This window comes from Streptomyces diacarni (assembly GCF_003323715.1).
Classification (GTDB): Bacteria; Actinomycetota; Actinomycetes; order Streptomycetales; family Streptomycetaceae; genus Streptomyces; species Streptomyces diacarni.
The window spans coordinates 108,686-133,510 of the sequence record NZ_QOIN01000071.1; the positions used below are offsets into that span (position 1 = coordinate 108,686).

Here is a 24,825-nt window from a genome sequence, read left to right on the forward strand (position 1 = left end):
CCCCGCCGTGACGGACACGACCGCCCCCGAGAGCACGGAAGCTCCCGAGAGCACGGACGCGACCGGCCTTGAGAACACCGAGGCCGAGACCGACAGCCTGACCCGTCTGGAACAGGAGGGTGAGATCGCGGCCGACTACCTCGAGGGCGTCCTCGACATCGCCGATCTGGACGGCGACATCGACATGGACGTCGAGGCCGACCGCGCCGTCGTCTCGATCGTCGGCGAGGGCTCCTCGCGCGACCTGCAGAAGCTGGTCGGCAAGGACGGTGAGGTGCTGGAGGCTCTGCAGGAGCTGACGCGCCTGGCCGTGCACCGTGAGACGGGCAACCGCAGCAGGCTGATGCTGGATGTCGCCGGTTTCCGCGCCCGCAAGCGCGAGGAGCTGGCCGAGCTGGGCGAGCAGGCGGCCAAGGAGGCCAAGGGCTCGGGCGAGCCGGTGAAGCTGCGTCCGATGACCCCGTTCGAGCGCAAGGTCGTCCATGACGCGGTGAAGGCCGCCGGGCTGCGCAGCGAGTCCGAGGGCGAGGAGCCGCAGCGCTGCGTGGTCGTCCTCCCGTGACCGGGTACGCGGGGGAGCCGCAGGAGCACACGGCGGAATTGCCGCCCGCTCCCCAGGCGGCACACAAGGCGTTCGGGGACAGCCTGCCCGCCGTGCGGCGGTACGCCGAACTGCTGGCGGACGCCGGGGTGCGGCGGGGCCTGCTCGGTCCGCGCGAGGTGCCGCGGCTGTGGGAACGGCACCTGCTGAACTGCGTGGTGCTCTCCGAGGCGGTGCCCGAGGGCGTCTCCGTGTGCGATGTCGGCTCGGGCGCCGGGCTGCCGGGGATTCCGCTGGCGCTCGTGCGCCCGGACCTGGAGATCACGCTGCTGGAGCCGCTGCTGCGGCGGACGACCTTCCTGCAGGAGGTCGTCGAACTGCTGGGGCTCGACCACGTGACGGTGCGGCGTGGACGGGCCGAGGAGATGCTGGGCACGCTGACGCCGGTGCACGTGGTGACCGCCCGCGCGGTCGCACCGCTGGACCGGCTGGCCGGCTGGGGCGTGCCGCTGCTGCGCCCCTACGGCGAGATGGTGGCCCTCAAGGGCGACACCGCCGAGGATGAGGTCCGCACGGCGCGCGACGCGCTGCACAAGCTGGGGGTCGTGGAGACCACGGTGGAGCAGATCGGCCGCGGTGTGGTGGACCCCCTCTCCACGGTGGTGCGGGCCCGGGTCGGCGAGAGCCCGGGCGGTGTCCGCTTCGCCGCCAGGCGGGCCAAGGCCGAGAAGGCGGCCCGCCGCGCGGCGCGCGGCGGACGCCGCGGCCGCTGAGCCCCCGGCCGGGCCGCACGACGGCCCGGCCGCACATCGGCCGCGCCGTCGTGGTCCGGCCACTGCGGCCCGACCACTACGGTCCGGTTACCGCAGTCCGCCCGTCGTGACGGGCTCTGAGTCGCCACAGCCGTGTGCATCCCGCTGCGGCCCCGAGCACGCACTGCGGTCCCCTGAACTCCCTGCGGTCCGGGGAGTCCTGCGGGGCCACGGGAGCCACCGCGGTCGCGGTCGGCGCTGAAACGCTGATTCGGTTACGCGGTTACTCCATAAAAACGCTTACGGCACCGTGGCGCGGAGTGTCGCGGCGGCACCCGTCACGGCCGCGTGCATCGTGTTTCACGTGAAACGCCGCTCTCTGTTGCACGGAATCATCAACCGAGGCCGCGCCGCCGCCGGTGCGCGCGGCCGGACCGCACCCACTCCTCAGCTCCGCTCCGACGTGGATTCGTCCACAACTGAGTGGGGCTCGCTGGTTCGCGACACCGAAAGCATGGGAGGCTCTGTCCATAGCGAGCCTGATGGTGAGGAGAGTGAACCGTTGCGGTCCGACGCCAACATCGCGGGACCGATGGCCGACCCGGTCCCCGGTCCCCGGACAGAGTCAGGGGATACCAGCGCGGGCGGGGGCGCTCCCCGCGGTGACGCGGCACGTGAAACGCCACCGCCCATGGACGACACCCCCATTGGCCGTGCCGCCCAGCAGGCGGTCGAGGCGATGAACAGAGCCGGGGAGGGTCTGCCGCGGCCGGCTCAGACCCGGGTCATGGTGGTCGCCAACCAGAAGGGCGGGGTCGGCAAGACCACGACGACCGTGAACCTCGCCGCCTCGCTGGCCCTGCACGGGGCCCGCGTTCTGGTGGTCGATCTCGACCCGCAGGGCAATGCGTCGACAGCGCTGGGTGTGGATCACCACGCCGAAGTGCCCTCGATCTACGACGTGTTGGTGGAGAGCAAGCCGCTCTCCGAGGTCGTCCAGCCGGTACCGGACGTGGAGGGGCTCTTCTGCGCGCCGGCGACCATCGATCTCGCCGGTGCGGAGATCGAGCTCGTGTCGCTGGTCGCGCGGGAGAGCCGCCTTCAGCGGGCCATCGAGGCGTACGAGCAGCCGCTCGACTACGTCCTCATCGACTGCCCGCCCTCCCTCGGTCTGCTGACGGTCAACGCCCTCGTGGCCGGTGCGGAGGTGCTGATCCCCATCCAGTGCGAGTACTACGCGCTGGAGGGGCTGGGCCAACTGCTGCGCAACGTGGAGTTGGTGAGGGGGCATCTGAACCCGCGGCTGCACATCTCCACGATCATTCTGACGATGTACGACGGCCGTACCCGGCTGGCGTCCCAGGTGGCGGAGGAGGTGCGCGGGCACTTCGGTAAGGAGGTGCTGCGTACCAACATTCCGCGCTCGGTGCGTATTTCGGAGGCCCCGAGCTACGGCCAGACGGTACTGACCTACGATCCGGGCTCCAGCGGTTCGCTCTCCTACCTGGAGGCGGCGCGGGAGATCGCGCTGCGGGACCCGCACGTCGAGCAGGCCCAGCAGGCGCAGGAAGCGCAGCAGGCGCAGGAAGCCCAGCAGGCCTACCAGGGTCCACCGGCGCAGCCTGCGGTGCCGTTCCAGACGCCACAGCAGCAACCACTCGGGCAGCCACCAGCACAACCACACCAGGCACAGCAGCACGGCAGCATGGCGGAGGGGCAGTGAGCGAGCGACGTAGGGGCCTGGGGCGGGGGCTCGGTGCGCTGATTCCGGCGGCTCCGACGAGCACGGAGACCGCCGAGTCGTCGGAACCCGGTTCCGAGCGGCAGTCGCCGAGCGTCACGGGGGGCTCCACCTCTCCGACCGCGGTTCCGCTGCTCTCTGCGGAGCAGGGATCGCGCGGGGTGGCGGCCGCGAAGGTCGCCGCGCTCTCCCAGCGGGAGAGCGACGAGTGGGTTTCACGTGAAACGCCGCCCGCTGGTTTCGCCGAGGACGGCGCCGCCACCGAGGAGGAAGCCTCCGCGGAGGCGCAGGCGGCGGCCGGAGCGGTGGACGGCGCGTTCTTCGCCGAGGTGCCGCTCGACGCGATCACCCCCAACCCGCGGCAGCCCCGTGAGGTCTTCGACGAGGACGCCCTCGCCGAACTCGTCACCTCCATCAAGGAGGTGGGTCTCCTCCAGCCGGTGGTGGTGCGTGAGCTGGAGGCCGGCAGCTTCGAGCTCATCATGGGTGAGCGCCGCTGGCGGGCCTGCCGTGAGGCGGGGCTGGAGCAGATTCCGGCCATCGTCCGTGCCACTGAGGACGAGAAGCTCCTCCTGGACGCGCTGCTGGAGAATCTGCACAGGGCGCAGCTGAATCCGCTGGAAGAGGCGGCCGCCTACGACCAGCTCCTCAAGGACTTCGAGTGCACCCATGACGAGCTCGCCGGGCGGATCGGCCGCTCCCGCTCGCAGGTGACCAACACGCTGCGGCTGTTGCGGCTCTCCCCGGCGGTGCAGCGCCGAGTGGCGGCGGGCGTGCTGTCCGCCGGGCACGCGCGCGCACTGCTGTCGGTGGAGGACGGTGAGGATCAGGACAAGCTCGCTCACCGCATCGTGGCCGAGGGCCTGTCGGTGCGAGCCGTCGAGGAGATCGTCACGCTGATGAGTGGCGCGCCCAAGGGGCGGGCCAAGCCGAAGGGGCCCCGGGCCGGTGCCCGGGTGTCCCCCGCGCTGAACCAGCTGGCGGGCCGCCTCTCCGACCGCTTCGAGACCAGGGTGAAGGTCGATCTGGGGCAGAAGAAGGGCAAGATCGTCGTGGAGTTCGCCTCCATGGAGGACCTGGACCGCATCCTGGGGCAGTTCGCTCCCGGGGAGGGCGGGGTACTCCAGCAGAAGCTCGCGGAGGGCGACGGCGGCCAGGGCGACGAGGAGCCCGAGGACGGCGAGCAGGCCGACGGGGATTCCGTGTAGGCACCGCACCGGTCAGCGCCGGTCGGTTTCGGGCCGACCATCGCACCAGTCACAACAGCAGAAACCTGCCGACGAGCTGTCGCCCCATGGCTACGATGTCTGCCATGGGGCGACAGCTCGTTCCGCTCACGCTGGACAATCTCGCGGACCTGCCGGAGCGCTGCCGTGCCTGCGCCTTCTGGGAGCTGGGCCCGGTCAGTGACGAGGAGACGGTCGGCTCTGGCCGCCCGGACCGGGAGAAGGAGGCCTGGATCTCGGCGGTGCTGCTGGAGTGGGGCTCCTGCGGCCGGGTCGTCTACGTCGACGACGCGCCGGTCGGCTACGTGCTCTACGCGCCGCCCGCTTACGTGCCGCGCTCCTTCGCCTTCCCCACGAGTCCGGTCTCCCCCGACGCCGTGCAGCTGATGACGGCATATCTGCGTCCCGGGTTCCAGGGGCAGGGCATCGGCCGGGTGATCGTGCAGACGGTGGCGAAGGATCTGCTGCGGCGCGGCTTCAAGGCGATAGAGGCGTTCGGGGACACGCAGTGGAGGGAGCCGGCCTGTCTGCTACCTGCCGACCATCTGCTGGCCGTCGGCTTCAAGACCGTCCGGACGCATCCGCGCTTTCCCCGGCTGCGGCTGGAGCTTCGCTCGACGGTCTCCTGGCGGCAGGACATGGAAAGGGCGCTGGACCAGCTGTTGGGCAAGGTGCACAGCAAGGAGCCGGCGCTCCGGCCGCTGTAGGGAGTGAGCCGGAAACGAGCAGGGGCGCGGTTTCACGTGAAACCGCGCCCCTGCTGCGTCGCGTCCGGAGGCGAGTGGGCTCGGCCGACGAAGCGCGTCGCTCTCAGCCGAGGGAGTCGGACTCTCAGCCGATGAAGTCGGAGAGGTCCTTCTCGATGGCGGCCTTCGGCTTGGCACCGACGATGGTCTTGACGACCTCGCCGCCCTTGTAGACGTTCATGGTCGGGATCGACATGATGCCGTACTTCGCGGCGACGCCCGGGTTCTCGTCGATGTTCAGCTTGACGACGGTGAGCTTGTCGGCGTGCTCGGAGGCGATGGCCTCCAGCGACGGGGCGATCTGACGGCACGGACCGCACCAAGCCGCCCAGAAGTCGACCAGCACGGGCTTGTCGCTCTTGAGGACGACATCGTCGAAGTCTGCGTCGGTCGCGGTCACGGTGGCACCGGCCATGGTGCTTCTCCTCGGGGTGTGGGGACTGCTGGTGGGGTTGGGGCTGACGGAAGGGGGCGGCTGGGAGCCGACACGGTCAGACGGCGGCGGCTGTCTTCTCCGGCTCGGCGGTCTCCTCGGCGTCCACGTCGGTGAGCGCCGCCAGGAAGCGCTCGGCGTCCAGGGCGGCCGAGCAGCCGGTGCCCGCCGCGGTGATGGCCTGCCGGTAGGTGTGGTCCACCACGTCGCCCGCCGCGAAGACGCCGGGCACGTTCGTGCGGGTGGAGGGGGCGTCCACCTTGAGGTAGCCGTCCTCGTCCAGGATGAGTACGTCCGTGAACAGCTCCACACGCGGGTCGTGGCCGATGGCGACGAACAGGCCCGTCACGCCCAGCTCGCGGGTCTCGCCGTTCTCGGTGTCGCGCAGGGTCAGCCCGGACAGCTTGCCGTCCTTGCTGTGGATCTCGGCCACCTCGCTGTTCCAGGCGAAGGAGATCTTCGGGTCGGCGAAGGCGCGCTCCTGCATCGCCTTCGAGGCCCGGAGGGTGTCCCGGCGGTGGACGATGGTGACGGACGCCGCGAAGCGGGAAAGGAAGGTCGCCTCCTCCATGGCCGTGTCGCCGCCGCCGACCACGACGATGTGCTGCTCACGGAAGAAGAAGCCGTCGCAGGTGGCGCAGTAGGAGACGCCGCGGCCTGACAGCTCCTCCTCCAGCGGGAGACCCAGCGTGCGGTGCTGCGAACCGGTGGAGACGATCACCGTACGGGCGCGGTGGACGGTGCCGGTGGAGTCCGTGACGGTCTTGACCGGCCCCGACAGGTCGACGGCCGTGACATCGTCCGGGACCAGCTCGGCGCCGAAACGCTCCGCCTGTGCCCGCATGTTGTCCATGAGCTCCGGGCCCACGATGCCTTCCTGGAAGCCGGGAAAGTTCTCGACCTCGGTGGTGTTCATCAGGGCGCCGCCAGCCGTGACGGAGCCCTCGAACACCAGCGGCTTCAGCGACGCGCGGGCGGTGTAGAGCGCTGCCGTGTATCCGGCCGGGCCCGAGCCGATGATGATGACGTTACGGACGTCGCTCACGGGAGTCTTCCTTGTCTGCCGACTGCTATCCGGGATCTTGCGCCGAGGCTTTCACCCCGTCCAACGGATCCTACGGGGCAGACATTCCCGGGCTCGCGACCCCGTGTCACCCGCGCGGGTAGGTCCCCTTGAACAGCACCTCGCCGGGCTGCGGCGGATCGGCGCTGATGCAGGAGGGGTCCACCAGGTAGGCGTCCACCTGTTCCGTGTCACCACCCTGGTGCGGGAGGACGACCAGGTAGCCGGAGCGGTTCGCGAAGGTGGCCTCCGGGTCGACGGCCAGCGGGGTCTCCGTACGGCCGAGGGCCTCCCGCACGCAGGAGGGGACGGTGGTGCCGCCGCCTCCCAGGTCGTCCCGCAGCGTGTTCTCACCGGTGCTGGGGCTCTTCTTGGTGTCGAGCGAGGGGGAGTCGCTCGGCTCCGAGGGGGACGGGGCGCTCTCGGTGGGGGAGGACGTCGGCTGGTCGGACAGCAGCCGCTGGACGCGCTTGCGCAACTGATGGTCGTCGCCGGTGCCGCCGGTCTCGGTCTCGGGGGTGAGGGAGCCGGTGGGGCTCGGGGGCACGCTCGGCGCCCGGCCCTCGGTGAGCGACTTGGCACCGTCCGAGGTGGCCTTGGTGCCGGACGAGTCGGAGAGCGCCTGGAGGGTGACCGCGCCGAGGGCCAGCACGGCGGCGGAGGCCGCGACCACCAGCACGGCCCTGCGCCGGCGGCGGGCACGCCGGGTGCCGGCCGCGGCCGCCTCGCGTCCGGGCCCGGCGGCTTTGGGGGCGTGTCCGGGGGGACGGTCGTCTCCCGAGCGACGGGCGGACGTCGTTTCACGTGAAACCGGAGACTTCACGGTACGGGGCAGCGGGGTCGGCTCGTCCGGCGCTGTGTCACGTGAACCCGGCACCGTTTCACGTGAAACAGCGTCTTCCTCCGTGGCCCTTTCCTCCGCAGCGCTTTCTCCTGGCGCGTCGGCTTCGCTCTCGTTCTCTTCGGCCCTGTCGGGTTCCGCCCTCGTGCGGGCCTCTGCCGCCAGTGCCGCGTCGATGCGGACGGCCACACCCTCGGGCATCCGGACGGGGCCGGGGAGCGTACCCAGTGAGGCGCGGATCTCCTCCAGGGAGTCCCGCACCTCGGCGCACAGGTCGCACTCCCGCAGATGGGCGCGGAGATCGGGTTCACGGTCGAGTGGCAGGACGCCCTCGCTGAGTGCGGAGATCTCGGCGACGTCCGGGTGCCCGTCGTACGGGAAAGGAGTGGATGTCATGCCTGTCCTCCTCCCTTCGCTGCCCCGGGTCCCGTGGTGCCGTGTGTGGTGGTCCGCGGTGGGTTCCGCGGCCCTTCTCTCGGTGCTGGGACGGATGCCCCGCTCGTCGGGTTCCCTCCCTTGGTGCCGTTCGTACCCTCCGTGCTCTGCGCACCCTGTGCGCCGTCCCCGGTCCCGTCGGCGCTCGGGCGCAGGTGCGAGACGAGGGGGAGGAGACGGGCGCGGCCACGGGCGCAGCGGCTCTTGACGGTTCCGACGGCCACCTCGAGCACCTCGGCGGCCTCCGCGACGGGATAGCCCTGCATGTCCACCAGGACGAGGGCGGCGCGCTGCTCGGCGGGCAGCTGCGAGAGGGCCGATACCAGCTCCCGGTGCACAGCGTCACGCTCGACCGGACCGGCCGCCGACTCCTCGGGCTCCAGCAGCTGCTCCAGCCGCTCGGTGTCGTCGGTGGGCGCCGCGCGGCGCGAGGCCGCCTTGCGGGCGCGGTCCAGGCAGGCGTTGACGGTGATGCGGTGCAGCCAGGTCGTGACGGCGGACCGGCCGCGGAACGTGTGCGCGGCGCGGTAGGCGGAGATCAGCGCGTCCTGCACGGCGTCGGCCGCCTCCTCCCGGTCACCGAGCGTCCGCAGCGCCACGGCCCACAGGCGGTCCCGATGCCGGCGGACGAGCTCACCGAACGCGTCGGGATCCCCTGCGACGTGCCGGTCGAGAAGATCCTTGTCGGCTGCCTTGTCGGCTGCCTTGTCGGGTTTCTCGCCCGTTGTCTCGTCCGCTGCCTCGTACCGCTGCCCGGCGTCGGGCGGCGCGGCGCCGCCCCGCCCGACGCCGCCCGTGCGCGGTGGACGGCGCGTCGCGTCGTCGCTCGCCATCGGCCCTCCCCTCACCCGTCGCCCTCCCCGGGAAGGCGGCACCGGCGGCCTCGGCCGCACCCGTCTCACCCACGGCGGACCGGCCTTCAGCTGAGGACCTGGACCTCCGTGACGCGACCACGGTAGTTGCCGTCGTCGGAGAGCGGGAGCTTGGTGAGCCACACCAGTACGTAGCGGGTCTTGATCGGCTTCTTCGCCTTCAGGGTGAGGTGCTCCCCCGAACCGCTGGAGACCTTGCTGAAGCTGCCCAGCGACGACGGCATGGCGGAGACGCTGCTCGGCGCGGCCAGGAAGCTCGCCGAGGTCTTGCCGGCGAAGTCGACCTTGAGCCGGCTGACCTGACGCACCTTGCCCAGGTCGAGCACGAGCCCGGCACCGGACTTGAGATTGCCGAAGTCGGGGCGGCCGATGTAGTGGCTGGTCACCCAGGAGGTCCCGGGGTCGCCGTCGATCGCGTTCGGCGCCTTCTCCGGGTTCTCCGAGCCGTCGCCCTGCGGGTCGAAGTCCTTGACGTCCTCGACCTTGACGGGCTTGCCGGTCTGCGCGGAGGTGTCGTGCGCGTGTACCTGCTTGGTGGGCTTCTTCGGCGGCGGCTCGCCCTCCAGCAGCGCGTCCGCGACCTGCCAGCTGCCCAGGCCGAGCGCGGCGATCAACAGCGCCGAGACGCCCCACTTGAGGACCTTGCCGGTACGGCCGGGAAGCGCGGGCGGAGCCGGCGGCTCGGCGCCCGGCCCGTGCGGCGGAACGCGCACCGCGGCCGACCTCACGGCACCGGAAGCCGCGTACGCGCCCTGCTGGTAGGTGGTGCGCTGGTACGGAGGAGGCGGGGTGAAGCTCTGCTCCGGCGGGCGGATGCGGGGCAGCGCCGAGACGGCCTTGGCCAGCTCCTCGGGGGTGGCGCAGGGCTGCTCTTGGCGCGAGGCGGTCGCGCCGTCGTTGACCAGCGCCCGCATGGCCAGCGTCGACAGCCCCCGGTGCACGCCCGCGCGCACCTGCTCGGGCGCGACGAGGGTGCTCAGATCGAGCGAGCCGACACCGGGCAGCCCGTGCGCGTCGTCCTCGTACGGCCAGCGCTGGGTGAGCGCCGCGTACAGCAGCGCGCCGATGGCCTCGGTGTCGTCACGCTGCGGGTGGTCGCTGGTGACCCCGCGCAGCGCGGCGTTCACGGCCAGCCCCCGGACGCGGTACTGACCCATGCCGGTGCGCAGCACACAGGTGGGGTTCAGCCGCAGGTGCGCGAGCCCCTCGCGGTGCGCGGCCGACAGCCCTTGGGCGAGCTGGCCGACGAGCTGGTACGCCTCGTACGCCTCCAGAGGACCGCTGCTGAGGAGCTCGCTGAGCGGCACGGCGTCGGGCAGCCACTCGTGGACGACGTAGACGAGATCGTCCTCCTCGACCGCGTCGAGGACCTGCACGAAGCGCGGGTCGCCCAACAGCGCGGCCGAGCGTGCGGCGGCGAGCACCTGGCGGGCCCGGGAGTGACCGGCCGGCAGCGCGTGCACGCCCACGGCGCGGCGCAGCTTCTCGTCCACGGCGCGCCAGCTGCTGAACCCGTCGAGGCGGGTGACGCACTCCTCCAGGCGGTAGCGGCGGGCGAGCTTGTGGCCACTGTGCAGGTCGGGTCCGCGCGTCTCCGCGGACCCTTCGGGGGCCCCGGCCCCCGCCCCGGCTCCGACCTCGGCCTCGGCCCCGGCCCCGGGCCCGGGCCCGGCCTCGCTCCCGGCCTCGGCGTCAGCCCCGTCTCCGGCCTCGACCCCGGTCCCGGCACCGGCTTCGGTCCTGGCCTCGGCGTCGGTCTCGGCCCCGGCCTCGGCGTCAGCCCCGGCTCCGGATCCGGCCTCGGTCCCGGACGTGATCCCGGCGTCGGCCTCCGCTCCCGCGTCGGCCTCCGAGCCGGCTGGGGCCTCCGAGCCGGCTGGGGTGTCCGAGCCGGCTTCGGCTTCGGCTTCCGTTCCGGCGTCCGGGCCGGTTCCCGCTTCCGTTCCGGGGCGGGGGCCCGCTGTGGGGCTCTGCTCACCGACGTCCGGGGCGGAGCCCTCGGCTCGGGTGTGGGGCGTGTCCTCGGAGTCGGAGCGGTCCACGGACGGGCCTTCCGCCGCGTCGTCGGGTGTCACGCCGCCGGCGGAGGCAACCTCCGGTGCGTGGTCGGCGTCCTCTTCGGGGGTGTCGCCCTTCTCCGGGGACTCCGCGCCCTGTGTGAGTCTTTCGGGTGGCGTGGTGTCGGAGGCTTCCGCCTCCGGAGCCGGGTCGGCGGCCGAGGTGCCCGTGAGAGGGGAAGCCACGGCGTCGCGGCTGTGTCCGTTCGTCGCGTCCGTCGCACCGTCGCCCGTGGCCCCGTCCTGCCGGGCGGTCAGCGGCTTGCCGTTCTCGCCGCTGGTCTCGGCCACGTCGACAGCGGCTGTGCTCCGTTCCGCCACCGTCGTTCCTGCCTCCCCATCCGTAGCGCCGTTTTGCTGGAAACGGCCAAAAACAATTGTGCCTACACCTCGCCGCTATGCACGACACGCGGGGGCGAAAGATGGTTGTATACGCCGGTTTCCCCGTCCGGATTTCATCGGCCGAGTCTGGCGCGCACCATCCCGAGCATCGCCGTCATTTCCTCGATGCGCATGCGCTTCGCCGCTAGGACGAAGACCGCGCCCAAAACGATCCCTCCGCCGGCCAGCGCGGCGATCGAACCGAGGGTGCCGCTGCCCAGGACGCGCATGATGCCCCAGGCCGCGGCGCCGGCGGCGAGCGTCGCGGGGATGCTGGCGCCGCCGAGCCGCGTGTACGTACGCACCACGCGCCGCCCGTCCAGGTCGCCGCCCAGCCGGTCGCGCAGCCGGCGCCAGGCGATACCGACACCGGTGAGGTAGGCGAGCCCGTAGGAGGCGGCCATGCCGACGACGGCCCAGCGGGCGGGCAGCAGCAGGAAGCACAGCGCGGAGGCGGCGGCGTTGACGGCGGCCACTATGACCGTGTTGAAGAAGGGGGTGCGGGTGTCCTCGTACGCGTAGAAGGCGCGGAGCACGACGTACTGGACCGAGTAGGGGATCAGGCCGATTCCGAACGCCATCAGCATGTAGCCCATGGAACGGGCGGCGTCCACGCCCGCCGAGCCGTAGATCATGGTGCACATGGGGATGCCGAGCGCCAGGAATCCGAAGGCGATGGGCACGATGGCGACGGCCGAGTTGCGCAGGCCCTGGGAGATGTCGTCCCGCACCGCCCCGGGGTCGCCGTCGGCTGCCGCCCGGGAGAGCCGGGGCAGCAGCGCCGCCATCACGGAGACGGTGATGATGGACTGCGGCATCGTCCAGATGAGCTGGGCGTTGGAGTAGGCGATGTAGCCGGTTCCGGAGTCGCCGCCCTTGGCGGCGGTGTCACCTGCCCAGGTGGACAGCTGGGAGACGACCAGCACACCGGCCTGGTTGGCGAGCACGAACAGGATCGTCCACTTGGCCAGCTTGGCGGCCTTGCCCAGACCGTGGCCGCGCCAGTCGAAGCGGGGCCGGATGCGGAAGCCCGCGGCGCGCAGGTAGGGGATCATCGACAGCGCCTGGACGACCAGTCCCAGCAGGGTGCCGATGCCCAGCAGCCGCACGCCCTCGGGCGGGATGCTGGCGACGGTCAGCTTCGAGGTCGAGGCGGTCCCGTAGACCCACAGGAACAGGCTGATGGTGGAGATGATGACGACGTTGTTGAGGACCGGCGTCCACATCATCGCGCCGAAGCGGCCGCGCGCGTTGAGCACCTGGCCCATCACCACGTGGATGCCCATGAAGAAGATCGAGGGCAGGCAGTAGCGCACGAAGGTGACGGTGACCTCGTTGGCCGCCGGGTCCCCCGCCAGCTTGACGGACATCAGCCGCACCAGCAGCGGCGCGGCGAAGACGGCCACGACCGCCAGGATGCCCAGCAGTACGGCGACCAGCGTCAGCAGCCGGTTCGCGTACGCCTGGCCGCCGTCGTCGTCCTCCTTCATCGCGCGCACGAGCTGCGGCACGAAGACCGAGTTCAGGCCGCCGCCGACGCTGAGGATGTAGAGCATCGTCGGAAGGGTGATGGCCAGCTGGTAGCTGTCACCGAGGGCGGAGGCGCCGAGCGCCGCGACGATCATCGCGGAGCGGATGAAGCCCGTCAGCCTCGAGACCATCGTGCCGGCGGCCATGATGGCGCTGGACTTGAGGAGGCCACCGCCGCCGCCCTTGCCCCCTGAGGGCGCGGGAGCTTCTTCCTTGGGGGCGACGGCGTTGAGGTTGACGGTCTGCGCCGACGGTTCCTCGGCGGCTCCCGGCGCTCCGGGCTCCGGCGGATACGGCTGCGGCGGCTGGGTGGGCTGGGCCCGTCCGGGGTCCTGCTGGGCGGAGCGCACCTGGTTCGCCTGGGGGCTCTGCTGCGCCTGGCGGGTGTGGTGCGGGTGCTGCCCGTGCTGTCCGTGCTGTCCGTGCTGTGGCTGAGGGTGGCCCTGGTCGCGGTAGAGGTGGGCGAAGGCGTCGCCGGACTGCGGGGCGCCCTGTCCTGTGGACCGGGGCGCCTGGGGCTGCTCGCCCTGGTAGGCCTGCGCCGCGTACGGCTGCTGGGGCGGCTGCTGTCCGTGTGACTGCTGGTGGGGCCGCTGCCCGTAAGGCTGCTGGTACGGCGGTTGCCCGTGGGGCTGCTGTCCGTGCGGCTGCTGTCCGTAGGGCGACGGATGGTGCGGCTGCTGCTCGTGCTGCGGCCGGCCGTGCGGCTGCCCTTCGTAGGGCTGCGTCGCGTACGGGTCCTGGGGCTGCTGCTCCTGGTAGCGCTGCCACGCCTGCGGGTCCGGGTCCTGCGCCGAGGGGTCCGCGGGCGCGAACGGATCACGGGCGTACGCGTCCTGTGCGTACGGGTCCTCCGGCTGGCCAGAGCCGTCACCGGGCGTCCGGCCCCGGTCACCGCCATACGGCGCGTTCATCGTCGCTACCTACCCCTGCCCCTGCTCGCCCGGATGAGTCAACGGTCCACTTTCTCACCCGTGGCCGGGGGGTTGTCGTTTTCCCGGACGGTGTCGTTCCCGTCCCCGTCCGGGGCGCCGGAGTCCCTGCCGGCGTCTGTCGAGTCGCCTGTCGAGGCACCCGACGAGTCGTCTGCCGGGCCGCCCGGCGGGCCGTCCGCAGCGTCTCCCGACGCGTCCCCCGACGAGCCACCCGGCGCGTCGCCGTCCCCCGCGCCATCTGACGCGTCGCCGCCGCCGTCACCGCCGTCGCCCGGGTCCTTCAGCGGGGCGTCCGGGTCCGGGGCCGGGCCCGACCGCTTGCGCTGGGTGTACATCCTGATGCCGGCCAGCACGATCAGCAGCACGCCGATCGCGATGACCAGCAGCACGGTGGACGTGATGGAGGTCACGTTCACCTGGAACTTCATGACCTTGCCGTAGCGCTCGCCGTCCTCCGTGTAGAGCTGGGCGTACACGTAGGCGCGGCCGTTGTTCTTGGCGGTGGTGTCGAACTTGAGGGACTGGGTGTGTTCGCCGTCGACCTTGACCCGCTTGGCGTCCCCGACGTCCAGGCCGACGCGGCTCGACCGCAGCTCCAGCACGAGCCCGTCGACGCCCTGCGCCAGGTTGTTCTGCACGGTCACGGGGATGGTGGCCTCGCGGCCCGAGAGCGTGATGCCGGACTTCTTGATGAGCTTGACCGCGCCGCGCAGCTCCAGCAGGTAGTCCTCCACCGCGTTGCGGTAGCTCTTGCCGGCGGACGCCCGGCCGCGCCACGCGTTGGAGACCTCACGGTCTATGGCCGTGCTGAACGGCGGCATCACACGTTCGGGGTCGCTGAGGATCTCCTTGAAGTCCTCCAGGCCGTCCTTGGTCTTGCGGACCTGCTCGAAGGCGGCGGTGGGCAGCTCGCTCTTGCGGAGCGTCGAAGGGTAGGAGGAGGGCGCGGGCATCCGGCGCTGGGCGCCCCGGTCCGGCTTCGCCTTCGCGGCGTCGGCCAGGCTGCCGGGCGCGGCCCAGCCGCTGTCGCTGAGCGCCTCGACGCCCTCGGCCATCGCCTGGGCCTGGGAGACGCTCGGCATCCGCTGGGGGGCGACGACGACGCTGCGGGTGCGGGAGGGCACCTGGCCCGCCAGCGCGAGGGACTGGGCGGTGAACTGCTGCACGGCGCGCGAGGCGGCCCCGGCCCGGGACAGGTCGCCCTCGAAGGCGGTGGACAGCCGCTCGTCGGCGACCAGCGCGGTGTTGCCGCTGCCGATCGGGCGGGCCGCCGTCGGGCTGTAGGAGAGGCCGGCGTCCCGGACGCTGTCGCTGCGGGCGATCACGTTGTGGGCGCCCGCCGAGGTGGCCACGTCCACGAGGGAGGAGTCGACGGCGCCCTCGTAGGGCCAGGCGAAGTCGGTGCTCGGTTTCACGTGGAGCACCGTCTCGACCGTGTCCTTGGCGAGCCTGGTGGCCTGCCCCAGGGAGCTGAGCGCGCCGGGCACCTTCTGGCCGCGGTGCGCCAGCGACGCCAGGTCGGGATCGGCGAACGGGAGGGCGACGACCTCTTTGCCGCGGACGGCCTTCTGCAGCTCGTCCAGCCAGCGCTTGGCGTCCTCCTGGCCCTTCCCCGCGACGGTGTCGTCCGGGTCGCCGCCGGGCTTGTGCACCCGGTAGCGGCCCGCCATCATGTCGACGCTGGCCAGCAGGTCGGGGTCGATGACCCAGGTGACGTCGAGGTCCTTGCCGAGTTCGAGCATCTGCTGGAGCCGCCCGCCGGGGGCCAGCTCCTCGGCCAGTTTGTCGTCGCGGAAGACCGGGGTCTGCTGTTCGTCGGACTCGGTGCGCGCGGTCACGTGCGGGGTGGAGATCAGCGGCCACAGGTAGGCGACCCGGGTGGTCGGGCTGCCGGCCTTCTCCTGCCAGGGCAGGAAGGTGCGGCCGATGCCCAGGATCTGCTCGTAGGGGCGGGAGCGGGTCTGTCCGGTGAGGGAGACGCCGAGCTGGTAGACGCCGTCGGAGCCCAGGTGGAGATCGCTGACGGGGATCTTCAGCGTGAACGACCGGGTGATGCCGGAGGCGAGCCCCGACAGCCGGGCGCCGTGCCCGCCGGGGACCTCGGTGCCGTCCGCGCCCGACAGGTACCCCTGGCGGCGGGACGCCTGCTCGATCGCGCTGCGCGAGCCGAGGCTGGGGCCGATGCGGGGGACGACCTCCAGGCCGCTCAGCGTGGCGCTGCTGGTGTTGGTGACGGTGCCGCTGACGGTGAGGGTGTCGTCGGCGTCGGGGACGGCGGGCGTGACCTCGTTCACGGAGACGCGGGCGCTGCGGGAGCCGCTTCCTTGGGGCGCTTGGGGCGCTTGGGGCGCTGAGGCTGCCGCGGGGGTGGCCGTCCCGGCCGCGTGCCCCGCGGTGGCCGTCGTCACGGCGGGCGCGTGGGTGCCGCTCGCCGGGGACGCCTGGGGCGCTGCGGCGGCGGTGCCCGCGGGCAGGAGGAGGGGCCCCGCCAGAACGGGGAGGGCGGCGAGGAGCGCTGCCGTCCGGTGCCGCCAGCGGTTCGTCCCCCTACGGGCAGGGGGAGCCTGACTCTCAGCCGCCTCGGCCACGCGCTCGTCCATCCCGTCGTCCGTCGTCGTCGCTTGCTGCTGGGTGCTGCTGGGTGCTGCTGGGCGATGAAGCTGCAGTACTGGGTCGTGCGTTCTGGATCCCTGATGGTAACGATGTCTCACGGACGGAAGTGCCGCGCCGTCCACCACAAGATCACCACGGTGTCCGCCGGGTGTCTGCAGGGTGCCCGCAGGGCGTGGACGCCGCCGCCGGGCGGGCACCCGGTGCGGCAACGTACCCTGTGCTGCTGTGCCGAACGCCATGAGTGACAGCCCCGACCAGCCCCCCGCCACGCCCCTGGCCGCCCCGGAGGACGGCCCGGCAGCCGAGCACCTGAGCGAGGTGCAGCGGCGCGCCGTCAGCGAGCTGCTGCGCGTCTCGCCGGTGGCGGACGAGCTCGCGCGCCGCTTCCGTGAGGCCGGCTTCCGGCTCGCTCTCGTCGGCGGTTCGGTGCGCGACGCGCTGCTGGGACGGCTCGGCAACGATCTGGACTTCACCACGGACGCCCGGCCCGAGGACGTGCTGCGGCTGGTGCGGCCGTGGGCGGACGCGGTGTGGGAGGTGGGCATCGCCTTCGGCACGGTGGGGATCAAGAAGTCGGACTTCGTGCTCGAAGTGACGACGTATCGGTCGGAGATCTACGACCGCGCCTCCCGCAAGCCGGAGGTCTCCTACGGCGACACCATCGAGGACGATCTGGTCCGCCGGGACTTCACGGTGAACGCCATGGCGGTCGCGCTGCCCGAGAAGGAGTTCGTCGACCCGCACGGCGGTCTGGAGGACCTGGCGGCCCGCAGGCTGCGGACTCCGGGGACGCCGCAGGCCTCCTTCTCCGACGACCCGCTGCGCATGATGCGCGCGGCGCGCTTCGCCGCCCAGCTCGACTTCGAGGTGGCGCCCGAGGTCGTGGACGCCATGACGGGGATGGCGGACCGCATCGAGATCGTCTCCGCGGAGCGGGTGCGGGACGAGTTGAACAAGCTGCTGCTCGGCCGCTGGCCGCGTAAGGGGCTGCGGCTCCTGGTGGAGACCGGACTGGCCGCGCGGGTGCTGCCGGAGCTGCCGGCGCTGCGCCTGGAGCGGGACGAGCACCACCGGCACAAGGACGTCTACGAGCACTCGCTGACCGTGCTGGACCAGGCGATCGACCTGGAGGAGGAGGGGCCCGACCTCACGCTGCGGCTGGCGGCGCTGCTGCACGACATCGGCAAGCCGAAGACGCGCAGGTTCGAGAAGGACGGCCGGGTCTCCTTCCACCACCACGAGGTGGTGGGCGCGAAGATGACGAAGAAGCGGATGACCGCGCTCAAGTACTCCGGCGAGCTGGTCAAGGACGTCTCACGACTGGTGGAGCTGCATCTGCGCTTCCACGGCTACGGCACAGGGGAGTGGACGGACTCGGCGGTGCGCCGCTACGTGCGGGACGCCGGGCCGTTGCTGAGCCGGCTGCACAAGCTGACGCGCTCGGACTGCACGACCCGCAACAAGCGCAAGGCCCAGGCGCTCTCGCGCGCGTACGACGGTCTGGAGGAGCGGATCGCGCGTCTCCAGGAACAGGAGGAGCTGGACGCGATCCGGCCCGACCTCGACGGCAACGAGATCATGCGCGAGCTCGGCGTGGAGCCGGGGCCCGTGGTGGGGAAGGCGTACAAGTACTTGCTGGAGCTGCGCCTGGAGCACGGTCCGCTGGGCTACGACGACGCTGTGGCGGAGCTCAGGAAGTGGTGGGCCCGGCAGGAGGGCTGACCTGCCGGCCCCCCGGGCCCTGATCCCGTTCCCCGCCCTGGTGCGGTCGGCCGGGCGCCGGTGTTTCACGTGAAACCTGCGAGACGGCCAGCGCGAGGGCCGCGTACAGCACGGCCACCCCGAGGACGACGACGGCGGAGCGCCCGTCGGGCGGCAGCAGTACAGCGGCCACCGCGGCAGCGCCGACGTAGGCGACGTTGTAGAGCATGTCGTAGAGGGAGAAGACCCGGCCGCGGAAGGCATCGTCCACCGAGGTCTGTACCGCGGTGTCGGTGGCGATCTTGGCGGCCTGGGTGACGAGGCCCAGCAGGAAGGCGGCGGCCAGTACCGGCCCCGGCGTGAACGTCAGCCCCAGCGCGGGCTCCAGCACCGCGGCGGCTCCCGCGCACAGCGCCATCCAGCCGAAGATCCCCCACCGGCCCACGGCCGTCGGCGTGATCACGGCGGCGACGAAGAAGCCGAGCCCGGACAGGCCGAGCGCGAGCCCCAGCAGGCCCAGACCGCCGTCCGCCGAGCCGTCACCGCTCCACGCGTACCGGCACAGCATCAGCACCGTCACCGTCAGCGCGCCGTAGCAGAACCGCATCAGCGTCGCGACGGTGAGGGCGTAGGCCGCCGTCCGGCGCGCGGCGAGGTGGCGGAGCCCGGCCAGCAGACCGCGGGCCGTACTGGCGACGGCGGCCAGGACGCGGGGCTGCACGGCGGTCGGGTCGGGACCGAGCAGGTCTCTGGCCATCCGCAGCGAGGCCAGGGCGCCCAGCAGATAGAGGGCGGCCGCGGTCAGCAGTACGAGGCTGTCGGCCTCCCGCCCGGTGCCGGGGGCGAGAGAGCGCACCACGAAGGCGACCCCGCCGCCCAGGGTGGCGGCGAGCGTGCCGGCGGTCGGGGAGAGGGAGTTGGCGATCACGAGGCGTTCGCCGTCCACGACGCGGGGCAGCGCGGCGGACAGCCCGGCCAGGACGAAGCGGTTGACGGCGGTGACGGTGAGCGCGGAGAGGAAGACCAGCCAGTCCGGTACGGCTCCCAGGACGAACGCCGCCGTGAGAGCCGCCAGGGCGGTGCGCAGCATGTTGCCGAAGAGAAGCACCTGGCGACGCCGCCAGCGGTCCAGCAGGACACCGGCGAAGGGGCCCAGGAGCGAGTACGGCAGCAGCAGCACCGCCATGGCGGAGGCGATCGCCGCCGGCGAAGTCTCCTTCTCGGGGGAGAAGACCACGTACGCCGCCAGCGCGATCTGGTAGACGCCGTCGGCGAGCTGGGAGAGCAGCCGTACCGTCAACAGCCTACGGAAGTCGGGAAAGCGGAGCAGCGTACGCAGGTCGCGGGCGACGGACATGGGGACAGCCTCACACAGCAACGCCGGAGTGCGACGGTTTCACGTGAAACACGGCGCCGGACGCGGCGTCCTCACTCCCGCCTCCTCACTCCCACCTCGCCGTGCCCCACCGCACGGTGCGCCGTTGCCGCGCGGCAGTGGCAGTGGCAGTGGCGGAGGAGGGCGTGACGGTGGCGGTGGTGGAGGGGCCTGCGAAAGCGGCGTGGCGGCGGGAGGGGGCGGGGGCGAGCGGGCCGAGGGTGAAGACGTCGGGTGCCCGGTCCAGTACGCCGCCGCCGGGGTCGTCGGATCCGTCGTCCCTGCGTACGGGGTCCACCTCGGGCCGCAGGGCGTCGCGGACGATCATCACGCACAGGTAGAGCGTCCCCAACAGGTGGGCCAGGATGACGAGTTGGTAGCCGTCCTCGGGGAGCCCCTGGCGTTTGTCGCCGCTGGAGGTGTAGGCGAGGTACATCCAGATGCCCAGGAAGTAGACGACCTCGCAGCCCTGCCAGACGAGGAAGTCCCGCCACTTGGGGCGGGCGAGGGCGGCCAGCGGGATCAGCCACAGGACGTACTGCGGGGAGTAGACCTTGTTGGTGAGGACGAAGAGGGCGATCACCAGGAAGGAGAGCTGCGCGAACCGGGGCCGCCTGGGGGCGCACAGGGCCAGCGCGGCGATCGCGGCGCAGCCCAGCACCATCAGGACGATGGCGTAGAGGTTGGCTTCTTCGAACTCCCGTCCGGTTCGCTGCTGGAGGATCAGCCACAGCGAGCCGAAGTCGACGGGGCGCTCCTGACTGAAGGTGTAGAACTTCGCCCAGCCGGCCGGGGACGCCACCATCACCGGCACGTTCACCACCAGCCACGAGAGGGCCGCACCAGCCGTCACCCGCCCGAAGGCGCCCCAGCGCCCCGCACGCCAGCACAGCACCAGCAGCGGGCCCAGCAGCAGCGCCGGATAGAGCTTGGCCGCCGTCGCCAGGCCGATCAGCACGCCGGCGGCCAGCGGACGCGAGCGTGCCCACAGCAGCATCCCCGCGGCCGTCATGGCGACGGCCAGCAGGTCCCAGTTGACCGTGGCGGTCAGCGCGAGCCCCGGCGCGAGAGCCACGAGCATGCCGTCCCAGGGGCGGTTGCGGTGGGTGCGCACCACGCAGGTGACCAGCGCGGCCGCACAGACCGCGAGCATCCCCGCGTTGATCAGCCAGTAGGTCTTCTCGTCCTGCACCAGCGCGTCCCCGCCGGGGGTCAGCACGCTTGCGAACTGCATGAACGCCCCGGTGAGCACGGGGTACTCCAGGTACTCCATGCCGCCGGAGATCCGTTCGGGGATGCGGTCCAGATAGGGGACGAGTCCCTCGGCGAAGCCGCGCCCGTTGTACAGGTGCGGGATGTCGGAGTAGCAGGCGTGCACGTACTGCGCGGCCTGCCCGGAGAACCAGCCGCCGCCGAAGCAGGGCGCCTTCTGGAGCATCCCGAGCACGAACATCCCCAGCGTGACGACGATCACCGTGCGCAGCGGCGTCCACCAGCTCGTGCCGTGAACGGCGCGCCGTCCTGCGCGCCCCCCGGCCACTTCGCTCGCCGCCGTCGCCACCTCGTCCTGGTCCGTGGGGCGGACGGACGTCTCCTCGGCGGGGCGGGCGGCGTGCTGTGGGGGTGGTTTCGGAGCGGGGGTCCGGTCGGTGGGGGCGCTCGTCATGGGCCACATCCTCCCGCACCCGCCTCGCCGTGAGGGCAACCCATCCCTCGTGCGGTCCTGTGCCCGGTGCACGGGAGTTTCCCGCGCCACGGGGAAGGCCCCGGCTCGGTGTCCGAGCCGGGGCCTTCCCCGTCACTGTCCGGCGGCTATGGAGGGGGGAGCGGCGTTCACTCCCTGCGGCCGTTGGGGCCCGCGATCCAGTTTCCGGGATCTCCCGTATCTCCCGTGTCGCCGGAGTCCCCGCCCGGGTCTCCGCCGGGCCCTCCGTTGTCGTTGCCCCCGTCGGGATCGCCGCCGCCTCCGTCCTGGCCGTTGTCGTCGTCGCACGTGGGGTCGAGTGGCGGGCAGCTGGTGCTGGACTCCGTCGGCGACTTGGAAGGCGACTCGGACGGCGGTTCGGACGGGCTCTTGCTGGGGTCCTTCGTCGGCGACGGAGGCGGTGACGTCTGTGTGGGGGTCGGGTCGGGGCTGGCACCCGGCCCGTAGACCTTCTCACCGATGGGCTCCGCCTTGGGGAAATTCTGCACGCTCGTGCCCTTGAGCGCGTCCTTCATGTACGCGGTCCAGATCTCGGCGGGGAAGGACGCACCGTGGATCTTCTTCTGACCGCCGGTGCCGAACATCTCCAGGAACTTGCGGTTCTTGACCGAGGCGTCGTCGTTGAGGCGCCACATGCCCACCGCTGTCGACAGCTGCGGGGTGTAGCCGACGAACCACGCCGACTTGTTGCCGTCCGTCGTACCCGTCTTGCCGGCCGAGGGACGGCCCAGGCCCTGGGCGACGCTGCCGGTACCGCCCGGCGCGGTGACGTCGGTGAGCACGTCGGTGACGTTGTTGGCCACCTGCGGGGTGAACGCCTGCTCCTTTTTGTGCGTCGGCAGGGAGAGCTTCTCGCCCTTCTGGCCGATGACCTTCTTGACCGAGTACAGGTCGTTGCGCTTGCCCTCGGCGGCGAAGGTGCCGTAGGCGCCCGCCATGCGGATCGCGCTGGGGGTGGAGATACCGAGGGAGAAGGAGGGGCTGTTCGACTGGTTGAGGCTGGAGTCGAGCAGCCCCGCTTCCTCGGCGCTCGAGCGCACGGTGGGAATGCCGATGTCCATACCGAGCTGCACGTACGGCGAGTTCACCGAGTGCTTCATGGCCTCGCGCAGGTTGATCCGGTAGCCGTCGTCCGCGTCGCCGTAGTCGTGGCCGCCGTCGTTGGTCTGGCGCCAGTACTCGCCTTCCTTGTTCTTCCAGATCTCCCCGTCGTAGTCGCGGATCAGCAGCTTGTTGCGACCGTCGTAATAGCTGGTGTCCGGATTGACCAGGTGGCGCATGTCCGCCGACTGCGTCTCGGGACCGTCGCGGTCCCGTACGCCCTCGCTCATGGCCGAGGCCAGCACGAACGGCTTGAACGTCGAGCCGACGGGCACACCGGTGTCGTCGGCGTTGTTGGTGAAGTGCTCGATGTAGTCCTTGCCGCCGTAGATCGCCACGATCTGTCCGTCCGACGGGCTGACGGAGGCGCCGCCGAACTGGACGTGCGAGTCCAGGTCGGGCCGCTTCTTCGGGTCGATGTTCTCCTTGTAGACCTTGTTGACCGAGTCCCGCAGCGCGAGCGTCTTCTTCTTGTTGAAGGTCGTGGTGATCTGGTAGCCGCCGCGGTTGAGCTCCTCGCGGGTGAGGACGTCGTTGTTGACCAGGTACCTGTTGGCCAGGTCGATCATGTAGCCCTTCTGGCCCCGCTTGTCCATCGCCTTCTTCGGCGGCTTGATGGTCGGCAGGCCGTCGGCGAGGACCTTCTTCGCGTCGGACTTCTTCATCTTGCCGATCTCCACCTCGCGGTGGATGACCGAGCGCCACTTCTTGAGCGAACGGGCCCTGTTCGCCTCCTGGTCGCCCTCGTAGGGGTCGTACAGGGCCGCGCCGTTCAGCAGCGTCGTCAGGTAGGCGCCCTCGGCGGCGTCGATCTTGTCCACGTCCTTGCCGAAGTACGCCTGGGAGGCCGCCTGGACACCGAAAGCGCCGCGGCCGAAGTAGGCGGTGTTGAGGTAGCCCTCCAGGATCTCGCCCTTGTCCATCGTGGCGCCGGCCTTGATGGAGATGAACAGCTCCGTGACCTTGCGCTTGATGGTCTGGTCCTGGGTCAGGTAGTTGTTCTTGACGAACTGCTGGGTGATCGTCGAGCCGCCCTGGGTGTCACCGCCGGTCGCCATGTTGAAGGCCGCGCGCGCGATGCCCATCGGGTCGACGCCCGAGTCCTCCCAGAACGTCTCGTTCTCCGAGGCGACCACCGCCTGCTGGAGAGGCTTGGGCATCTGGCTCAGCGAGACGTTCTGCCGGTTCTTCTCGCCCTCGGCGCCCGCCACGGCCATCCGGTCGCCGTTGGACCAGTAGTAGACGTTCGTCTGCGAGCGGGCGTCGGCCTTGGCCTGGTCGGGGACCTCCACCATCCACAGCCCGATGGCGAAGGCGACGATGAGGAACCCGATGAAGCCGAGGGAGGAGCCGGTCACCAGCTTCCAGGACGGCAGCCAGCGCCGTACGCCCGACTTGTTCGCCCGCGGGTAGTCAATGAAGCGCTTGCGCTCGGGGCCCCCGCGCCCCCGCCCACCGCCGGCCCGGCGGCCGCTTTGGGCGCCGACCGCGGCCGAGGCGGCGCGCCGCCGTCCGCCGCCCTGGGCGGCCTTGCGGGCCGCCGCGCGACCTTGGTACGCCTGCGGCTCGCTTTGGTCGCCGTACGCGTCACCAGGGGCGGAGGCCGACCCTCCGCCGTGGCCGCGCGGAGCCGCCCGGCGTCCGGAGGACGGTGGCGGCTGGGCCGCGCGACGGCCGCGCCCCTGCGGCGGCTTTCGACGGTTTCCGCTCATTGGAACAGCTACTCCTCGGGCAGGCGGCCGTAGCGCCTGAAGGTGGCAGTTGGCTTCTGGTCCCCCCGAGTGCACCGGGCGGACGGTTCCGCCTCACCCGCGCGCACTGCACCCAGGACGAGGACGCGTTCGTACGCCGCACGGTTCCCGGTGGTCTGCACACGCGACAGACTACGCAGCTCCAAAACCTCCCTTACGGCGTATTCGCCTTATTCGACGCAAAGCAGCTGCGGCGAATCGTGATGTGAGTCCCTTCACGGACCCCCCTCTTGTCGCACCCGAAGGGCCGTTCTATCGTCGTGATGTATCGAGTCGATACATCAGAGCGAGACACGTGCCGCGACAAGCGCGGGACGGCCGGAGACCGGACGGAGGTGGCGGCCTGTGAGCAGACGCTCGGGCGTCCTCGAGTTCGCCGTCCTCGGCCTGCTCCGCGAGTCCCCCATGCACGGATACGAGCTGCGCAAGCGGCTCAACACCTCGCTCGGCGTCTTCCGCGCCTTCAGCTACGGCTCGCTCTACCCCTGCCTCAAGGCGCTGGTACAGCGCGGATGGCTGGTGGAGGAGCCGAGCGCCCAGCCCGAGGAGCAGCTGACCCCCCGCGCGCAGGCGGGCTCGCTCGCCGGGCGGCGGGCGAAGATCGTTTACCGGCTGACGGCCGAAGGCAAGGAGCACTTCGAGGACCTGCTCTCCCAGACGGGTCCCGATACCTGGGAGGACGAGCACTTCGGCGTCCGCTTCGCCTTCTTCGGCCAGACGTCGCGCGACGTGCGCATGCGCGTACTGGAAGGACGCCGCAGCCGGCTGGAGGAGAGGCTCGCGAAGATGCGCGCCTCTTTGGCCCGTACGCGCGAGCGCCTCGACGACTACACGCTCGAACTCCAGCGTCACGGCATGGAATCCGTGGAGCGGGAGGTCCGCTGGCTCACCGAGCTCATCGAGAGCGAACGCAAGGGGAGCGAGCGGGCGGGGGACGAGCGCACGAGGCGCCCGGCGCGCGAGACCGGTTCGGACCGTCCCTCGTCGGGTCCGTCCGACAACACCGACAGATGAGGTCCGCGCACC

At 71.5% G+C, this 24,825-nt stretch carries 17 protein-coding genes; 7 read left to right on the forward strand and 10 right to left on the reverse strand.

The features are described 5' to 3' along the window. Positions 1–97 precede the first annotated feature (97 nt). The 5 genes from DTL70_RS32270 to DTL70_RS32290 all read left to right on the forward strand — a co-directional run bounded on the left by DTL70_RS32270 (position 98) and on the right by DTL70_RS32290 (position 4,967). A complete protein-coding gene (locus tag DTL70_RS32270; RefSeq protein ID WP_114025603.1) occupies positions 98–562 on the forward strand; it encodes a Jag family protein in 465 nt (154 codons plus the stop codon). After that, positions 559–1,314: a 16S rRNA (guanine(527)-N(7))-methyltransferase RsmG gene (rsmG, locus tag DTL70_RS32275; protein ID WP_114025569.1), complete on the forward strand. Its 756-nt coding sequence runs from the start codon at positions 559–561 to the stop codon at positions 1,312–1,314. The genes DTL70_RS32270 and rsmG overlap by 4 nt, the downstream gene beginning before the upstream one ends. Before the next feature lie 493 nt (positions 1,315–1,807). After that, on the forward strand, positions 1,808–3,016 hold the full coding sequence (locus DTL70_RS32280; protein WP_281278748.1) for a ParA family protein: 1,209 nt from the start codon (positions 1,808–1,810) through the stop codon (positions 3,014–3,016). Beyond that, on the forward strand, positions 3,013–4,242 hold the full coding sequence (locus DTL70_RS32285) for a ParB/RepB/Spo0J family partition protein (protein ID WP_114025571.1): 1,230 nt from the start codon (positions 3,013–3,015) through the stop codon (positions 4,240–4,242). The genes DTL70_RS32280 and DTL70_RS32285 overlap by 4 nt, the downstream gene beginning before the upstream one ends. A 104-nt stretch (positions 4,243–4,346) precedes the next feature. Then, positions 4,347–4,967 (forward strand): GNAT family N-acetyltransferase, encoded by a 621-nt coding sequence (locus DTL70_RS32290; protein ID WP_114025572.1) that lies wholly within the window; start codon positions 4,347–4,349, stop codon positions 4,965–4,967. A gap of 124 nt (positions 4,968–5,091) precedes the next feature. On the opposite strand, the gene trxA is transcribed toward DTL70_RS32290, so the two are convergent. From trxA to DTL70_RS32325, 7 genes are all read right to left on the reverse strand, one after another. Next, entirely contained in the window at positions 5,092–5,421 is a 330-nt protein-coding gene (gene trxA / locus DTL70_RS32295) for a thioredoxin (protein WP_114025573.1), read from the reverse strand. A 76-nt stretch (positions 5,422–5,497) separates the two neighbouring features. Next, positions 5,498–6,484, reverse strand: coding sequence for a thioredoxin-disulfide reductase (trxB, locus tag DTL70_RS32300; RefSeq protein WP_114025574.1), 987 nt, complete (start codon positions 6,482–6,484; stop codon positions 5,498–5,500). Between the two features lie 106 nt (positions 6,485–6,590). After that, positions 6,591–7,739, reverse strand: coding sequence for an anti-sigma factor family protein (locus tag DTL70_RS32305; RefSeq protein WP_114025575.1), 1,149 nt, complete (start codon positions 7,737–7,739; stop codon positions 6,591–6,593). Continuing rightward, entirely contained in the window at positions 7,736–8,611 is an 876-nt protein-coding gene (gene sigM / locus DTL70_RS32310; RefSeq protein ID WP_114025576.1) for an RNA polymerase sigma factor SigM, read from the reverse strand. Before sigM ends, DTL70_RS32305 begins: the two co-directional genes overlap by 4 nt. 86 nt (positions 8,612–8,697) lie before the next feature. After that, positions 8,698–11,028 (reverse strand): hypothetical protein, encoded by a 2,331-nt coding sequence (locus DTL70_RS32315; protein WP_114025577.1) that lies wholly within the window; start codon positions 11,026–11,028, stop codon positions 8,698–8,700. Positions 11,029–11,162: 134 nt separating this feature from the next. Next, positions 11,163–13,532, reverse strand: coding sequence for a murein biosynthesis integral membrane protein MurJ (murJ, locus tag DTL70_RS32320; RefSeq protein WP_114025578.1), 2,370 nt, complete (start codon positions 13,530–13,532; stop codon positions 11,163–11,165). Between the two features lie 38 nt (positions 13,533–13,570). Continuing rightward, on the reverse strand, positions 13,571–16,153 hold the full coding sequence (locus DTL70_RS32325) for a DUF6049 family protein (protein WP_114025579.1): 2,583 nt from the start codon (positions 16,151–16,153) through the stop codon (positions 13,571–13,573). 238 nt (positions 16,154–16,391) lie between these two features. On the opposite strand from DTL70_RS32325, the gene DTL70_RS32330 reads away from it, so the two are divergent. Further along, positions 16,392–17,888 (forward strand): CCA tRNA nucleotidyltransferase, encoded by a 1,497-nt coding sequence (locus DTL70_RS32330; protein WP_425470431.1) that lies wholly within the window; start codon positions 16,392–16,394, stop codon positions 17,886–17,888. Here DTL70_RS32330 and DTL70_RS32335 read toward each other — a convergent pair. The 3 genes from DTL70_RS32335 to DTL70_RS32345 form a co-directional block, all read right to left on the reverse strand. Beyond that, the gene (locus DTL70_RS32335) at positions 17,857–19,224 is read right to left on the reverse strand and encodes an MFS transporter (RefSeq protein WP_114025581.1); all 1,368 of its coding nucleotides are present in this window, start codon (positions 19,222–19,224) and stop codon (positions 17,857–17,859) included. The two genes, DTL70_RS32330 and DTL70_RS32335, sit on opposite strands and share 32 nt — an antisense overlap. A gap of 85 nt (positions 19,225–19,309) precedes the next feature. Beyond that, complete coding sequence (locus tag DTL70_RS32340; RefSeq protein ID WP_114025582.1) at positions 19,310–20,908, reverse strand: glycosyltransferase family 87 protein; 1,599 nt, start codon at positions 20,906–20,908, stop codon at positions 19,310–19,312. A gap of 167 nt (positions 20,909–21,075) precedes the next feature. Then, positions 21,076–23,760: a transglycosylase domain-containing protein gene (locus DTL70_RS32345; RefSeq protein ID WP_114025583.1), complete on the reverse strand. Its 2,685-nt coding sequence runs from the start codon at positions 23,758–23,760 to the stop codon at positions 21,076–21,078. Positions 23,761–24,144: 384 nt separating this feature from the next. On the opposite strand from DTL70_RS32345, the gene DTL70_RS32350 reads away from it, so the two are divergent. Further along, a complete protein-coding gene (locus tag DTL70_RS32350) occupies positions 24,145–24,813 on the forward strand; it encodes a PadR family transcriptional regulator (RefSeq protein ID WP_114025584.1) in 669 nt (222 codons plus the stop codon). The last annotated feature ends 12 nt before the right edge of the window (positions 24,814–24,825 follow it).

Excerpts from the sequence above, each read along its gene's own strand:
- murJ (WP_114025578.1), bottom strand. The coding sequence starts at position 13,532 with ATGAACGCGCCGTATGGCGGTGACCGGGGCCGGACGCCCGGTGACGGC.
- DTL70_RS32340 (WP_114025582.1), bottom strand. The coding sequence starts at position 20,908 with ATGACGAGCGCCCCCACCGACCGGACCCCCGCTCCGAAACCACCCCCA.
- DTL70_RS32345 (WP_114025583.1), bottom strand. The coding sequence starts at position 23,760 with ATGAGCGGAAACCGTCGAAAGCCGCCGCAGGGGCGCGGCCGTCGCGCG.
- DTL70_RS32305 (WP_114025575.1), bottom strand. The coding sequence starts at position 7,739 with ATGACATCCACTCCTTTCCCGTACGACGGGCACCCGGACGTCGCCGAG.
- DTL70_RS32280 (WP_281278748.1), top strand. The coding sequence starts at position 1,808 with ATGGGAGGCTCTGTCCATAGCGAGCCTGATGGTGAGGAGAGTGAACCG.
- sigM (WP_114025576.1), bottom strand. The coding sequence starts at position 8,611 with ATGGCGAGCGACGACGCGACGCGCCGTCCACCGCGCACGGGCGGCGTC.
- DTL70_RS32335 (WP_114025581.1), bottom strand. The coding sequence starts at position 19,224 with ATGTCCGTCGCCCGCGACCTGCGTACGCTGCTCCGCTTTCCCGACTTC.
- trxA (WP_114025573.1), bottom strand. The coding sequence starts at position 5,421 with ATGGCCGGTGCCACCGTGACCGCGACCGACGCAGACTTCGACGATGTC.
- DTL70_RS32290 (WP_114025572.1), top strand. The coding sequence starts at position 4,347 with ATGGGGCGACAGCTCGTTCCGCTCACGCTGGACAATCTCGCGGACCTG.
- DTL70_RS32325 (WP_114025579.1), bottom strand. The coding sequence starts at position 16,153 with ATGGACGAGCGCGTGGCCGAGGCGGCTGAGAGTCAGGCTCCCCCTGCC.